We start from the raw sequence: 14,659 nt of genomic DNA, 5'->3' as shown, positions 1-14,659 counted from the left end.
CCTTACCGGCTCAGTTCGTTGACAAAGGTGACATGGCCATAGGCCGGATTGTCCGTATAGCCCTTGATGTCCGAGCGAATGATATGAACATTCGGGCGGTCAAGCATGAACACTGCCGCCGCGTCCTCGATCACCTTGCGCTGTGCCTCGATGAACAGTTTCTCGGCGCGCGGGCGATCGGTGCCCGAGAGCTTGGCAGCCTCGTCGATCTTGGCGTCGACCTCGGGGTCGGAATAGTAGCCGAGGTTGAAGTTCGGCTTCTCTTCGCTGTGGAACAGGCTGACGAGATAGTCGTAGGGCGTGACGAAGGTCGGCCACCAGAACATGACGAAGATGTCCTGCGCCGCTTCTGGGTTCGACTTGCCCAGCTGCCATTGCGCTTCCCATGCCATAGGCTGCAGGGTCAGCTTGATGCCGAGGGTTTCCAGATTGGCTTTCCACAGTTCGCCGGCAACCGCCGAGAGGGCCTGGGTGGTGGAATAGGTCATCACCAGTTCCAGCCCCGGCTCAACACCCTCTTCGGCGAGAAGGGCCGCTGCAGCCTTCAGGTCCGTCTGCGGGATCGGCGCCTCGGCGTCGTGACCCCAGATGCCTGCCGGCACAACGCCCTTGGCGCGCGTACCAAGGCCCATGGTGCCTGCCGAAATCACATCGTCGTAGGGGAAGGCAAGCGACAGGGCCTGGCGCACCTTGACCTTGTCGAGAGGCGCGCGCTTCACGTTGTAGAGGCCGAACAGCGTCTCGAAGGACGGGTTCACCACCACGCGCAGATCGGGATTGGACTTCATCGCTTCGAGGTTTTCGAAGGGAATGCTTTCGGTCCAGTCGGCCTGGCCGCTCTCGATCATGTTCTGTGCGAGCGTCGTGTCCTCGATGATCTCGAAGGAAATCGTCTGGAAGCCGCCTTCCGGCACCTTCCCCCAATAGGCTTCGGCCCGGTCCAGCACCGCGCGCTGGCCCGGCTCGTAGCGCGAGATGCGGAACGGCCCGGTGCCCGCGTCGTTGCCGGTATTGAACCAGGCATTGTCCTTATCATGCGACGACGGGGCATAGATCCACGCGGCGAAGCCCGCCGAGGCGATCAGGTCGACCGGCTGCGGGTCGGAAAGCTTGAAAACAACCGTCAGCGGATCGGGGGTTTCGATCGAGCTGACCGAGCCCCAGATGAAGGCCGCGCCGCCGCCGATCTTCTTGGTGCGCTCGATCGAGCCCTTCACGGCTTCCGAGGTGAGCGGGCTGCCGTCATGGAACTTCACGCCATCGCGCAGATGGAAGGTCCAGGTCTTGCCGTCCTCGCTGACATCCCAGGAGGTGGCGAGCAGCGGCTCGATCTTGGCCTCGGTGGTTTCGGTTGCCGGGATGTAGCGCGTCAGCCCCTCATAGACATTGGCGAGCACTGCGCCATCATTCGAAAACGAGGTAGCCGGATCCAGATCCGGGAAGCTGGTGGGATAGGCAAGCGTGAAGATGCTGCCATTGCCTTCGGCCATGGCGAGATTCCAGCGCGAGGTAGTCGCGCTGGCGAGAGCTGCAAGGGCTGCGGTTTGCAGGAAGTGACGGCGATTCATTTCAGTCTCCCAATGGATTGTCGGCTGGAGGGCGGACGCTCAGGCGTCTTCTTTGTAGTGCGGCACCGCGGGCGCATCGGCAGAGACGCCCATCGGTACAAAGTCGAAATCATAGCCAAAGGCGCGCGGTCCGACGGAGGCCAGCGCGATCTCGCTGCGCAGCAGCACAGGCGCGGGCATCGACAGTACGTCGATGCGCAGGCCATAGCGCAGCTCTTCCGTGCCGATCGCGCGGCCAGTTTCTGAATCCACGATGCAGATCAGGTCCGGCACCATGGTGATGATCTTCTCGCCTTCACGCGCGATCAGATATTCGTTCTGGATGTCGACAGTGAGGCTGCGCCCGGCATCCGTGTCGAGCCCTGCCACTGTGAGCTTGCCCCGGGTGAAGCCTGCCATGACACGGCGGCCAATGTCGGTGACCTTGCCGCGCATCAGACGCACGCCGCCCGATTGCTTCAGGATGGCCTCGACCGGATCGGCCTTTGCCGCTCGCGCAGTCAGCACCGCGTCACCAAGGCTCCAGGCCTGGCTCGTGGTGTGGGGCACACCAAAGCGGCGCACGAAGTCGCCGGACATCGGCGCAGTGGTCATCAAAGCCGTGCAGCCCATGGCAATGGTGCCGGCGCGCAAGAGCTTTTCCAGCATCTTCGGCGTGGTGGCTTCGGTGACGATCAGCACGTTGCCGTCCGCGTCGGCAAGGGCCGCCGGCTGCACCGCCTGGCCATGAATGAAGAAGGTCGTCATCTGCACTTCGGGGAAGGCGCGGCCCATGCCGTCTGCATCGACCACAGGCAGGTCGGCCATGGCCGCCGTCAGCATTGGCGCAATGCCGTTGCCGCCGCCAACCTCGTCGCCGAGCAGCGCATCCACCTTGCGTCCGAGATGCCGCTCGACCGCATTCAAAAGCCGCACGCCTTCGCTGCCTTCGGCGATCTTCTCGATGCCCACTGTTGGGGCGCCAATGCCGCCGATGCCGAGGATCTGCGCGTCCGGTGCCATGTCTGCCGGCCGCACCATGCGAATTCTCTTGCCGGCGCGAAGCAATGCCTTGGCGCGCAGCGAGCCGTGATAGGTGCTGCCGCCGCCGCCGGTCCCCAAGATGCCGCAGCCGATGGCGATACGGTCGATGTCGGCTTCGGTCAGGGTCCAGTATTTCATGCCCGCAATTCTCCAATCACTTTCGCCGCGACGCGAATGGCATTGCCGGGCAGATAGGCCAGCGGCGTTTCCTCGATTTCGGCCAGGATCACCGTATCGGCATCTGCCCCGGCCTCGACCGCGCGCGCCCGTGCTTCGCCAACTACGATCTCCAGGGCTTTCTCGCGGCTGGAGCCTTCCAGCGAAACCACGCTGTCCACCTCGCCGGAGACCTGTGCGATCGCCGCGCCGATGGCATTGGCCGAGCCGAAATGATCCGGCTTCAGCGAGACCGAGGTTCCCTCAAGCAGGCCCTCGACCAGAACCGAGCCGCCGCCGACCAGAATGGCGGGGATCGGGTCGGCGCTTGGCTTCATCCGGTCCAGAACCGTCTCGATGCTGGCCTTCATCTGCGCCAGCGCCTGCCGAGCGAAGTCGGGAGAGATGTGGCTAAGCCGGCTACGATCTCCTAGATCGACGAGACCCGCAGCCACCGCGATATCGGTCGCAGTCAGCGTGTCGCCGCCAAAGCAAAGCGCCTTTTGCGGCAGCCGGAACCCGACAGAATCCGGGCCGACAGTCAGCCTTGGTTCAGGCCGCACTATGCTGCCGCCGCCGAGGCCGAAGGAATAGACGTCGGGCACACGGAAATTCGTCGGCACGCCGCCGATCATCGCGCCTTCGCTGCGGGTGCGCGGGAAGCCGGCGACCAGCATGCCGATATCGGTCGTGGTGCCGCCGATGTCGATGACTGCGGCATCGCTGAGCCCGGTGAGGAAGGCTGCCCCACGCATCGAGTTGGTGGGGCCGGAGGCGATGGTGAAGACTGGATAGCGTTCGGCGAAATCCGCCGACATCAGGGTGCCGTCGTTCTGCGTCAGATAGAGCGGGCAATTCAGGCCGAGTGCGGCAAAGGCCGAACGGAATGCGCCGACCGTCTCGCGTCCGAGCGTGTTCAGGCTTGCGTTCAGGACCGTCGCATTCTCGCGCGGCAACAGTCCAGTGCGGCCGATCCTGTGCGAAAGGCTGACCGCAGCCTCGGGCATTTCCTTGGCGATGATCTCGGCGGCTTCATTCTCCATGCGCGGATCAACCAGCGCAAAGACCGAACAGACCGCAATGGCCGAAATGCCCTTGGCGCGCCAATTGCGACAGGCCGCGCGGATCGCGTCGACGTCGAGCGGGGCGATTTCGGAGCCGTCATAGTTCAGGCCACCGCCCACCATGGCCGCACCACCTTCGACGATGGCGCGCAAGTTTTCCGGCCAGTCGATCATCGGCGGCAGCGAGCGCGTGGCGGCCCCGCAGAGCCGCAGGACGCCGACCTTTTCGAGATGACGGCCTTCGACCACGGCATTGAGGAAATGCGTCGTGCCGACCATGACCGCATTGACCGCAGCCGCGGCGACGCCTGCTTCGGCCAGGACCGTGCGGATCGCCGCGCCGACACCCGAGGTCACATCCGCCGTGGTCGAGGTTTTCACCGTCGCCAGAACTTCGGTGCCGCGCAGCAGCGCCGCATCCGTATTGGTTCCGCCTACATCCACCCCAATGCGCAGCATGGTTATCCCTTCTTCTTGCCGCCAAGGTCCGTTCCGCGGTTGAGCGCGGTCGTCCTTGTGCCGAAAACCTTGTAAAGCCGCAGGACGACAGAACTCGTCACGCGCTTGACGCCGGGCAGCTTGCCCAGTTCCTGATCGATGAAATCCAGAAGCGCCGCATGGTCGGTGACGAAAAGCGAGGCGCTCAGGTTCGACGTGCCGCTAGTCGCGGCGAGGTAGCCGATTTCCTCATATTCGGCGAGCAAGATGGCAACTTCGTCCAGCCGCCCGGGCTCAACCTCGATGATCAGCTCGACCTGAACGTCGCGTCCCAGCGCCACCGGATCGGGAATGGCTCCGATCACGATCATGTTGGCCTGCAACAGCGCAGCGATGCGATTGCGGACCGTGCGCTCCGAAACACTGCCGATCCGGCCGGCAATCTCTGCCGCCGAAAGGCGCCCATCTTCAGTGAGATGGCCGATGATCTCGCGATCCAGATCGTCAACTTGGTAGCGCTGTGACATGCGGAAATTCCGTACCGGCTTAATAATCCGAGTTTCATTTCCGAAACGGAAACATGTCAAGGTTTTTCTTCCGGGCCTGTCACATAAGTAGGTCGGGGCGGTGCGTTTCGGTCACCGCCCGCATGACAGCACGGTCATTCACCCGATTTGAGATTGTGGGCTGAAACGCTCCGCAACCGGTCCGCCGGCATTCAAACCACTGGACGATGAGCTAGGCGCCGATGCCATGACGCAGTCAGGCATTGAGCGTGCCCGACAGCATACACCTCGGCTTTTCAGGAGCGTTGGATAGAAACAGGCATGTCAGCATGGCCGGCGGGCGGCTGCGTCAAATGCCTACGCCTGACGATTGTAAATCTTGCCAAGCGCTGACGCATGCTGGGGACACGACAACCGATAAGCGCTCTCTTTCGACGCAATTGCGTCCGCAGAAGCGTTGCCGCTCTGCTGCCAAATCTTTCAAATGGCGTCGGCGATGGCCTGTGCAGCCGCATCGAGCGCACCGGTGCCGTGCGGAATGCCTAACGAGCGCATTCCCGCCTCCATGGCGGAAAGTACGCCGAGCGTCATATGCGCGTTGACGTAGCCCATGTGGGCGATGCGCAGATAGTCGCCATAGGCCGGTTCGGTCGGGGCGGCCATGCCGAGCCCGATGCCCAGCGTAACGCCGGCATTCTTCTCCAGCCACTCCCGCAGACGGACCGCACCGCCATTTCCGATGCGCGCGCCCGTTACCGAATGCGAACGCATTGCCTTGTCCGCAACATTGAGTGCGATGTCGCCGCCCTTGGACCATGCGTCAAAGGCAGCCCACACGCTGGAAGCCAGTGCTGCATGGCGCTTCCATGCGGCCTCCAGTCCTTCCTCGTCGAGAAGCATCGTCAGCGCCTCGCGCAGTCCATAGAGGTGGTGGGTGGGGGCGGTTCCGGCGAAATAGCGATAGAACTCCGTGCTCAGGCTGCGCAGCCTCCAGTCCCAATAGGGTGTCACCTGTTCGGACCCTTCGGAGGCGGCCAGCGCCTTGTCTGAGAACCAGATGAAGCTCAGGCCCGGGGGCGTCATCAGGCCCTTTTGGCTTGCGCTGATCAGCACGTCGATGCCCCAGTCGTCGAAATGGAGCGGGTCGCATCCGAGAGATGCGATGGCGTCCACCGCGAGCAGGGCAGGGTGCCCGGCGGCGTCGATCGCCTTGCGCACCGCCGCTACGTCGTTGCGGATGGTGGTTGCTGTGTCGGTGTGCGTGACGAAAACGGCTTTGATGCGGTGCGCGCTGTCGGCCCGCAGGGCTTCCTCTATTTGTGCCGGATCAATCGGTTTCTTGTCAAAGTCGATGCTCTCGACATCGACGCCCACGTTCCTGGCGCTCAGCGCCCAGGTGTTGCCGAAATGCCCGGTGATGGCCGACAGGATCTTGTCGCCGCGCGAGAACAGGTTGGCGTTGGCCGCCTCCCAGGCGCCATGGCCATTGGCAATGTAGATGGCGACATTCGCCTTCTCGGTTCGTGCCACGCGCCGCAGATCGCGCAGCAGGCCCGGCATCATCTCCACCAACTCGCCCTGATAGATGTTGGGCGCCGCGCGATGCATCGCGCCCAGCACCCGGTCAGGAATGACCGAAGGGCCCGGTATGGCCAGGTAGTGACGACCGAATGCGAGACTCATGGGAATTTCCGGAAGCTGGAATGTTAGAACGGGGCGGCGAGGGCAAACCCGACCACCGACCGATGCAGCTAATTGCCTAACGTGGCAAAAATATCCTTGGAATACGCCAGCCGGGCATCCGTCTCATGCCAGGGGCAGCTCATATTCTTTCGGAATTCGCCGTTTTCGGTCGCGCTAGCGATGAGTTTTCGGCTAAAATAATGGCCGTCCTGAAGGGGCGCCGCCTGCGAAGTTGGGCTTCTGACCGCTTCGGAAGGCAATTTGGTTCAAGCGAGGCTCGGCAAAGTGGGCGATCAATTCGACATTGGCGCGCGGTTGAATGCGATGCGTAGTGCTGCAGGCCTATCGCAGCGCCAGTTGGCGGATCGTGCGGGCGTCCCGCATGCGCAGATATCGAACGTCGAGAAGAACAAGGTCAGCCCTTCGATCTCGACGCTGCGCAAGATTCTGAGCGGGCTTGGCGTCAGCATGGCTGATTTCTTCGAGCCCGAACGCAGGCCTCTCGCGGGGCCGTTCTTCAATGCGGATCAACTTGTTGATCTGACGTCAAAAGTCGCCGTCAATGCGATCGGCGACGGCCTGGGGCGCATGACGCTTCGGCAGATCGGTGACGCACGCGGCCACAATCTACAGATGCTTCACGAGGTTTACGAGCCGCAGGCAGACACCGGCGAGACGCTGCTGCAACATGCGTCCTCCGAAGGCGGTTTTGTGGTCGAGGGCGAGTTGGAAGTGACGGTCGGCAATGAGGTGCGCGTGTTGAAGGCAGGGGAAGCCTATTTGTTTGACAGTCGCATTCCGCATCGTTTCCGGAATGTCTCCGACAGGCGCACAGTTGTGATCTCGGGCTGCACGCCGCCCTATCTCTAAAGCTGTGGTCGCATATTGCTCAAGATAATGAGCGATGATATTGGCGATCCATCATTCCCCTGGGTGACTATCGCAGGATGTTGCAAGGCGCGCGGGTCCCTGTGGGAAGGCCAATATTGCCGAAGCTCAACCACGGCAGCATTTACGTATGTGGAGGAACGACCGATGAGCGATAAAGCCAGTTTCGTCTGGGATGATCCCTTCCTGCTCGACGGTCAGCTGACAGAGGACGAGCGCATGATCCGCGACGCGGCCGCCGCGTTTGCCGCCGACAAGCTGGCGCCGCGCATCGAGGAAGCCTATCTCGACGAGAAGACCGATCCGGCGATTTTCCGCGAGATGGGCGAGGCGGGGCTGCTCGGCGTCACCGTGCCGGAGGCCTATGGCGGGCTTGGCGCCAACTACGTCACCTACGGCCTGATCGCGCGCGAGGTCGAGCGCGTCGATTCCGGCTACCGCTCGATGATGAGCGTGCAGTCGTCGCTGGTCATGTACCCGATCTACGCCTATGGCTCGGAAGCGCAGCGGAAAAAATACCTGCCCAAGCTGGCCTCGGGCGAGTGGATCGGCTGCTTCGGCCTGACCGAGCCGGATGCCGGCTCCGACCCGGCCGGCATGAAGACGCGCGCCGAAAAGACGGCGAACGGCTACCGGATCTCCGGGTCCAAAATGTGGATCTCGAACGCGCCGATCGCCGACGTGTTCGTCGTCTGGGCCAAGCTCAAGGGCGAGGACGGCAAGGACGCCATCCGCGGCTTCGTGCTCGACAAGGGCATGCAGGGGCTGTCGGCGCCGAAGATCGCCGGCAAACTGTCGCTCAGGGCCTCGATCACCGGCGAGATCGTCATGGACGGCGTCGAGGTCGGCGAGGACGCGCTGCTGCCCAACGTGTCGGGCCTCAAGGGGCCGTTCGGCTGCCTCAACCGCGCCCGCTACGGCATTTCCTGGGGCGTGCTCGGTGCGGCGGAAGACTGCTGGCACCGCGCTCGCCAGTACGGCCTTGACCGCAAGCAGTTCGGCAAGCCGCTGGCGGCAACGCAGCTCTACCAGAAGAAGCTCGCCGACATGCAGACCGAGATCGCGCTCGGCCTGCAGGCCTCGTTGCGCGTCGGCCGGCTGATGGACGAGCACCAGTTCGCGCCGGAGATGATCAGCCTCGTCAAGCGCAACAACTGCGGCAAGGCGCTCGACATCGCCCGCCAGGCGCGCGACATGCATGGCGGCAACGGCATCCAGATCGGCTACCACGTCATGCGCCACGCGCAGAACCTGGAGACGGTCAACACCTATGAGGGCACGCACGACGTGCACGCGCTGATCCTCGGCCGCGCCCAGACCGGCATCCAGGCGTTCTTCTAAGTATCGGACCGAAAAGTGGAATCCGGTTTTCGGAAAATCCGATTCTCGAGCAAAGAGCTAGATCGCCGCGCGGCGATCTAGCTGGAACTTTCCGGCGATGCTCCGCGTCGCCGGCTCCTCCTCCGAATTCGATCATGACAGGAAAGAGCGCGACATGAACGGCGCCGATATGCTTTGCGACGTATTGCTGGTGAACGGCGTCGATGTCTGCTTCGCCAACCCCGGCACCTCGGAAATGCACTTCGTGGCAGCGCTGGACCGCAAGCCGGAAATGCGTTGCGTGCTGGGTCTTTCGGAGGGCGTGGTGACCGGTGCGGCCGACGGCTATGCGCGCATGGCCGACAAGCCGGCTGCAACGCTGCTGCACACCGGACCCGGCCTCGCCAACGGCCTTGCCAATCTGCACAACGCGCGGCGCGCACGCACACCTATGGTCAATGTCGTCGGCGACCATGCCAGCTATCACCTGGAATTTGATGCGCCGCTGACCAGCGATATCGAAAGCCTCGCGCGGCCTATGTCGCATTGGGTTGGCCGCATTGGTGGTTCGGCCGATGTCCGCGCAAGGACGGAGGAAGCTTACATTGAATCTTTGATGCGGCGCGGCGTCTCCACCATGATCTTGCCGGCCGACGCGGCTTGGGGCGAGGTTGCGCCCGAAGTGCTTTCGCCGATCACGCTCCCCGCGCGGCCTGCTATTTCCGCCAATGCGCTGTCTGCTGCCGCCGCCGCGCTACGCAGCGGCAAACGCACCGTCATCATCCTTGCTGGCCGGGCGCTGCGCGCCAATGCGCTGGAAACGGCGGGACGCATCTCGGCGGCCACCGGCGCGGCGCTGTTTTCACAGACTTCCGACCGTACCGAACGCGGGGCAGGGCGGGTTGCCGCGCGTCCCGTTCCCTACGTTGTCGACCAGGCGGTCGAGGCTCTGCGCGAGTTCGAGGTGGCGATCTGCGTTGGCGGCAAGCAGCCGGTCGGCTTTTTCGCCTATCCAGGCAAGCCGAGCACCATGCTCCAGCCTGGCTGCGAAATCATCGAGTTGGCCGGCCATGAAAACGATCTGGCCGAGGCGCTTGGCGCTCTCGCCGAGGGTATCGGCCTGCGCAAGGATTCGCCTTTTGCGCCCAACCGTTTCGCCCAGCGCGATATCACGGCACCAACCGGCGACCTCAACGCCGACAGCATCTCCATCGCGGTCGCCCGCGCCCTGCCCGAAAACGCTATTATCTGCGATGAATCCATCACGTCGGGCGGCCGGTTGGCAGCTCTTGCGCCAGGCCTTAACCCGCACGACCACATCCCACTCACCGGCGGCGCCATCGGCGAGGGCATTCCGCTGGCGGTCGGTGCCGGCGTCGCCTGCCCGGATCGCAAGATCATCGCGATGCAGGCCGATGGCAGCGGCATGTATACGGTGCAGGGCCTGTGGACGCAGGCACGCGAAAACCTGGATGTGGTGACCGTCATCCTCTCCAACCGCGCCTATGCGATCCTTCAGGGCGAGATGCGCAACGTCGGCGTCAACAATTTCGGCCGCAACGCGCGCCGCATGCTCGATCTCGATTCACCCGAACTCGATTGGTGCTCGCTGGCGCGCGGCATGGGCGTAGAAGCGGCGCGTGCCGAGACGATCGAACAGTTCACCGACCTGTTCAACGCGGCCCTGTCGCGCAAGGGGCCGTTCCTGATCGAAGCTCGGATTTGAGAAATTTCATCGCCAGCTTTTGAGCAGCTAGTGGCGAGCCGCCGGAGATCGCATCGCCTTTCGCTGAAATGTCCCGATGACCCCGCCTCGTTGCGTGGAGGCGTCAGGCGGCTTCGCGTTTGAGGGCTTGCTTTTCTTCCGCGCTGGGCTGGTGGCCGCGCAGATAGAGCGCGCAGGTCGTGCGCAGCATGGACGCGAAGTTCGGGATCACGCCGTTGATCTCGAGTGCCTCATCGTAAAGCTTGGAGATGAATTTTGGCGTCGTCAGCCCCTGGCTGTCGGCAATCTCGTCCAGCAACTCCCAGAACGTCGCCTCGAGCTGGATGCTCGTAGAATGCCCGGCGATGCGGATCGAACGGTTGATCTGACGGTAGCCATCCGGATTCTGCCCGGCGAAAACCTTGCACATATTGCGACCTCCCGTTGTTGTTGGGCAGGCAGACGGAGGGTGCCGGTGCCTCCTCCGCCTGCCCCCTTTTGCATCTTCGGATCAAAACGTTGCGGCGGCAATCGAACTTTGGTCCTCCCTGCCCGCAAAAGCCCCGCCGTCTGCCTCTTTAGCGCGGGCAAGGATTTGCACGTGGTAACCGGCTGCCACCATCTTTCTTTTGCACCGCTCATAATCGCGCCAATACGACTGTTTGACGGAGTACGATTTGGCGAAGGCTATTCACTCCATGATCCGGGTTCTCGACGAGGCTCGATCGATCGATTTCTATAACAAGGCCTTTGGCCTCGAAGTTGCGGACCGGCTCGATTTCGAGACTTTTACGCTTGTCTATCTCAGCAATCTCGAGAGCGAGTTCGAGCTCGAACTGACCATCAACAAGGGGCGGGACGAGCCCTACGCGCTCGGCGACGGCTACGGGCACCTGGCGGTGTCGGTCGCCGATCTCGACAGTGAGCACGACCGCCTCAGTGCGCTGGGCCTCAATCCGAAAAAGATCGTTGGGATGGAGCACGACGGCACGCCGCTTGCGCGCTTCTTCTTCATTGAGGATCCGGACGGCTACAAGATCGAGGTTCTCCAGCGACGAGGCCGGTACAAATAGGAGGTTGTGCGGTCGCGCAGCATGCGCGGCGCCAGCAACTGCGCTCGGGAGGGCGCATAGCCAGCAGGGAGGAAAAGATGGTCACGATTTACGACGGAAAGCCGGGGCTTTCGCGGCGAGAATTGCTGAAGCGCGGCGGCATCGGCATGCTGCTGGTGATATCGGGCAGCGCAGTCATCAGCCCCGAGCACGCCTGGGGCCTGGAAACTTCGGCGCTGAAGCCCGAGACCATGGCGACGCTCATCCAGATGGCGCGCGACACCTACCCGCACGATCAACTGGCCGACAAATATTATGCGATCGCCGTCAAGACCCATGATGAGAAGGCCGGCAAGGAACCCTCATACAAGCAAATGATCGAGGCCGGCGTCGCCGATCTCGACCAGCGCGCCGGCGTTGGTGGCTATCGCGGTCTTGGCTGGGAGGATCAGCGCGTCGCCGTGCTGAAGCAGATCGAGGCGACTCCCTTTTTCCAGGCGATCCGCAGTGGGCTCGTGGTCGATCTTTATAACCAGAAGGAGATCTGGCCGGTCTTCGGCTACGAAGGCGAGTCCTACTCCAAGGGGGGCTACATCCATCGCGGCTTCGACGACATCGAGTGGCTCTGAGCGGCTACGCCGCCAGCCCTCGAACGGAATTCATGGGAGGAAACCATGGCAGCACCATTTGACCTGAATAACGGAAATGTCGTCGTCATCGTCGGCTCGGGAGCGGGCGGCGGCACTTTGGGCAACGAGCTTGCCCAGAAGGGCATAGACGTCGTCATCCTCGAGGCGGGCGGCCGTTACGAATATGAGGACTTCGTCAACGACGAGTGGGCGTCATTCGCCCAGCTTGCCTGGAAGGACAAGCGCATCGCTTCCGGCGACTGGCGCGTGGCGAAAGATTTTCCCAATCTGCCGGCCTGGATCGTCAAGGCGGTTGGTGGCTCGACGACGCATTGGGCGGGAGCGTCACTGCGCTTCCAGGAGCACGAATTCAAGACGCTTTCGACCTATGGCAAGATCGACGGCGCCAGCCTGCTCGACTGGCCGATCACGCTTGCCGAAATGGAGCCCTACTACGCCAAGGCCGAGGACAAGTTGGGGGTGACCCGCACCAACGGCATTCCCGGCTTGCCCGGCAACAACAACTTCAAGGTGTTGAAGGCCGGCGCCGACAAACTTGGCTACAAGGAGTGCTCGACCGGCCGCATGGCGATCAACTCCGAGCCGCGCGACGACCGCAATTTCTGCCAGCAGACAGGTTTCTGCTTCCAGGGCTGCAAATGGGGCGCCAAATGGTCGACGCTCTATACCGAAATCCCCAAGGGCGAGGCCACCGGGCATCTGGAGGTGCGGCCGAACTCCATGGCGATCAAGATCAACCACGATAAAAGCGGCAAGGTCACTGGCGTTGTCTATGTAGACAAGGACGGCAAGATGCAGGAGCAGAAAGCCCGCATCGTGGCCGTGGCCGGCAATTCGATCGAGAGCCCGCGCCTGCTGCTCAATTCCGAATCGAGCAAGTTCCCGAACGGACTGGCGAATTCCTCGGGGCAGGTCGGCAAAAACTACATGCGCCACACGACGGGCTCGGTCTACGCCATTTTCGACAAGCCGGTGCACATGTATCGCGGCACGACGATGGCCGGCGTCATACAAGATGAGGCCCGCAATGATCCCTCGCGCGGCTTCTTCGGCGGTTACGAGTTCGAGACCCTCTCGCTTGGCCTGCCCTTCATGGCCGCCTTCCTCGACCCAGGTGCCTGGGGCCGGTCGTTTACCACCGCGCTAGACCATTACGATCATATGGCCGGGCTTTGGATCGTCGGTGAAGACATGCCGCGCGAGGACAACCGCGTCACCTTGCACAAAGAGGAAAAGGACGAGCATGGTATGCCGATCGCCGACGTCCATTTCGACGATCATGAGAACGACACGGCCATGCGCAACCATGCCTACAAGCAAGGGCAAGCCCTCTATGATGCGGTCGGCGCGACCCGCACCTTCCCGACACCGCCCTATCCGTCCACGCACAATCTCGGCACCAACCGGATGAGCGAGAAGCCGCAAGACGGTGTGGTCAACAAGCACGGCCAAACGCACGACATCAAGAATCTGTTCGTGTCCGATGGCAGCCAGTTCACGACCGGCGGCGCGGAGAACCCGACGCTGACCATCGTCTCGCTGGCGATCAGGCAGGCGGACTTCATCGAAAAGGAGATGTCGGCCAGGCACATTTGAGTGGATCGCCGGGCAATATCGCGCCCGGCGCCAGCAATCGGAGCAGTGCTCGGTCGGGGAGGGGGGCCGCGCCTAGACGGCTTATTCGGACCGCCCACGATGTTTCAGCGGACGAAAGCGGCCTTTGCTGAGAGAAGAAGAAGTCGACAGTGCTTCTTGTCCAGCTGTCGGATCGAGGAGAACCTCACCGGTTCCGATTCGAGCGGCCTGAATCGCTCACGGCCGGCTTTCCAGCCCTGAACGGCGAGCTTTTCGGAATCGGTTCCGCCAGGGCCGGGGCGGCTTGGGGGGCTTTCTATAAAGAAGGCCCGGGTTGCCGCGGTGACTCGCGAGAAATGGCTGCGGAGAGGGGCTCCGAGTCGGCTTTCGCTCGCCTGATTCCGGCCCTGTTTGCCTTTGTTCGGCTCGTCGAGCCCGGGTGCGCCCATCATCGGACAGGTGCCCGCTTTGACCTTCCGCAGGGATTTGCTGGGGTTTGTGGTTTGTGTCGTAAAAAGTTCAAACGGGGAGCAGATTGGCGTTGACAGTTTGGGAGGTTGGAGCCATATACGCCTCAACAACGAGGGCGGTGCGCCGCTGGCGGCGAGGAAGTTCGCTTCTGAGAAGCCCTGGTTGACGAAATCAAGCGAGCCGCGTGAGCGACCTCGAATGGCCCCTGGAGCCGAAAAGCGAAATGGGGCCGCGACATCGTGTCTGGCGATGTCTGTTCTTTGAAAACTGAAGATTGAAGAAAGAGAAACGTGGGCGGCAGAGATCTGCTGGACCCGGAGCGGGATGAAAGTTCCGCAGTGATGGGTCAAAGCGAGACTTTGGCGGACACGTTTCGAGAGAAAGTTACACCGCGTCTTTGACCTTGGTTGAAGATGCGAGGTGTGAATGTTCTCGTCGATTCAAGCGTGACCTAGTATCCGCGAGGCCTTTGGCTGACGCGGAGACGAACAAGCCAAATCAAAGTCTTACAAACTTGAGAGTTTGATCCTGGCTCAGAACGAACGCTGGCGGCAGGCTTA

General features: G+C 62.4%; 12 protein-coding genes. 6 read left to right on the top strand and 6 right to left on the bottom strand.

Going from position 1 to position 14,659, the window contains the following annotated elements; genetic code table 11:
* Window positions 1–2: 2 nt before the first annotated feature.
* The 5 genes from M2281_RS17740 to M2281_RS17720 all read right to left on the bottom strand — a co-directional run bounded on the left by M2281_RS17740 (window position 3) and on the right by M2281_RS17720 (window position 6,438).
* Window positions 3–1,568, bottom strand: a complete 1,566-nt coding sequence (locus tag M2281_RS17740; protein ID WP_280822518.1) for an ABC transporter substrate-binding protein — start codon at window positions 1,566–1,568, stop codon at window positions 3–5.
* A 39-nt stretch (window positions 1,569–1,607) separates the two neighbouring features.
* On the bottom strand, window positions 1,608–2,729 hold the full coding sequence (locus tag M2281_RS17735) for a DUF917 domain-containing protein (RefSeq protein WP_280822517.1): 1,122 nt from the start codon (window positions 2,727–2,729) through the stop codon (window positions 1,608–1,610).
* A complete protein-coding gene (locus M2281_RS17730; RefSeq protein WP_280822516.1) occupies window positions 2,726–4,270 on the bottom strand; it encodes a hydantoinase/oxoprolinase family protein in 1,545 nt (514 codons plus the stop codon). Before M2281_RS17730 ends, M2281_RS17735 begins: the two co-directional genes overlap by 4 nt.
* A gap of 2 nt (window positions 4,271–4,272) precedes the next feature.
* Entirely contained in the window at window positions 4,273–4,776 is a 504-nt protein-coding gene (locus M2281_RS17725) for an Lrp/AsnC family transcriptional regulator (RefSeq protein ID WP_280822515.1), read from the bottom strand.
* 459 nt (window positions 4,777–5,235) lie between these two features.
* Complete coding sequence (locus tag M2281_RS17720; protein ID WP_280822514.1) at window positions 5,236–6,438, bottom strand: pyridoxal-phosphate-dependent aminotransferase family protein; 1,203 nt, start codon at window positions 6,436–6,438, stop codon at window positions 5,236–5,238.
* Between the two features lie 285 nt (window positions 6,439–6,723).
* Here M2281_RS17720 and M2281_RS17715 point away from each other — a divergent pair, with 285 nt between their 5' ends.
* From M2281_RS17715 to M2281_RS17705, 3 genes are all read left to right on the top strand, one after another.
* Window positions 6,724–7,308 (top strand): cupin domain-containing protein, encoded by a 585-nt coding sequence (locus M2281_RS17715; protein ID WP_280822513.1) that lies wholly within the window; start codon window positions 6,724–6,726, stop codon window positions 7,306–7,308.
* Between the two features lie 165 nt (window positions 7,309–7,473).
* Window positions 7,474–8,667, top strand: a complete 1,194-nt coding sequence (locus tag M2281_RS17710; RefSeq protein ID WP_280822512.1) for an acyl-CoA dehydrogenase — start codon at window positions 7,474–7,476, stop codon at window positions 8,665–8,667.
* Between the two features lie 154 nt (window positions 8,668–8,821).
* On the top strand, window positions 8,822–10,372 hold the full coding sequence (locus tag M2281_RS17705; protein ID WP_280822839.1) for an acetolactate synthase large subunit: 1,551 nt from the start codon (window positions 8,822–8,824) through the stop codon (window positions 10,370–10,372).
* 103 nt (window positions 10,373–10,475) lie between these two features.
* Here M2281_RS17705 and M2281_RS17700 read toward each other — a convergent pair whose 3' ends face one another.
* Complete coding sequence (locus M2281_RS17700; RefSeq protein WP_280822511.1) at window positions 10,476–10,781, bottom strand: ribbon-helix-helix domain-containing protein; 306 nt, start codon at window positions 10,779–10,781, stop codon at window positions 10,476–10,478.
* Window positions 10,782–11,028: 247 nt separating this feature from the next.
* On the opposite strand from M2281_RS17700, the gene M2281_RS17695 reads away from it, so the two are divergent.
* The 3 genes from M2281_RS17695 (at window position 11,029) to M2281_RS17685 (ending at window position 13,649) form a co-directional block, all read left to right on the top strand.
* Entirely contained in the window at window positions 11,029–11,424 is a 396-nt protein-coding gene (locus tag M2281_RS17695) for a VOC family protein (RefSeq protein ID WP_280822510.1), read from the top strand.
* 77 nt (window positions 11,425–11,501) lie between these two features.
* Complete coding sequence (locus M2281_RS17690; protein WP_280822509.1) at window positions 11,502–12,032, top strand: gluconate 2-dehydrogenase subunit 3 family protein; 531 nt, start codon at window positions 11,502–11,504, stop codon at window positions 12,030–12,032.
* Between the two features lie 45 nt (window positions 12,033–12,077).
* Entirely contained in the window at window positions 12,078–13,649 is a 1,572-nt protein-coding gene (locus tag M2281_RS17685) for a GMC family oxidoreductase (protein WP_280822508.1), read from the top strand.
* The last annotated feature ends 1,010 nt before the right edge of the window (window positions 13,650–14,659 follow it).

Origin of the sequence: Pseudaminobacter soli (ex Li et al. 2025) (genome assembly GCF_029892515.1) — a bacterium.
Lineage (GTDB): Bacteria > Pseudomonadota > Alphaproteobacteria > Rhizobiales > Rhizobiaceae > Pseudaminobacter > Pseudaminobacter soli_A.
The sequence above is the reverse complement of the archived record's forward strand: the minus strand, read 5'-3'. Positions and strand labels throughout refer to the sequence as shown.

Bases quoted from the DNA above. Each gene is read 5' to 3' on its own strand.
- M2281_RS17740 (WP_280822518.1), bottom strand. From the start codon at position 1,568: ATGAATCGCCGTCACTTCCTGCAAACCGCAGCCCTTGCAGCTCTCGCC.
- M2281_RS17735 (WP_280822517.1), bottom strand. From the start codon at position 2,729: ATGAAATACTGGACCCTGACCGAAGCCGACATCGACCGTATCGCCATC.
- M2281_RS17730 (WP_280822516.1), bottom strand. From the start codon at position 4,270: ATGCTGCGCATTGGGGTGGATGTAGGCGGAACCAATACGGATGCGGCG.
- M2281_RS17725 (WP_280822515.1), bottom strand. From the start codon at position 4,776: ATGTCACAGCGCTACCAAGTTGACGATCTGGATCGCGAGATCATCGGC.
- M2281_RS17720 (WP_280822514.1), bottom strand. From the start codon at position 6,438: ATGAGTCTCGCATTCGGTCGTCACTACCTGGCCATACCGGGCCCTTCG.
- M2281_RS17710 (WP_280822512.1), top strand. From the start codon at position 7,474: ATGAGCGATAAAGCCAGTTTCGTCTGGGATGATCCCTTCCTGCTCGAC.
- M2281_RS17705 (WP_280822839.1), top strand. From the start codon at position 8,822: ATGAACGGCGCCGATATGCTTTGCGACGTATTGCTGGTGAACGGCGTC.
- M2281_RS17700 (WP_280822511.1), bottom strand. From the start codon at position 10,781: ATGTGCAAGGTTTTCGCCGGGCAGAATCCGGATGGCTACCGTCAGATC.
- M2281_RS17690 (WP_280822509.1), top strand. From the start codon at position 11,502: ATGGTCACGATTTACGACGGAAAGCCGGGGCTTTCGCGGCGAGAATTG.
- M2281_RS17685 (WP_280822508.1), top strand. From the start codon at position 12,078: ATGGCAGCACCATTTGACCTGAATAACGGAAATGTCGTCGTCATCGTC.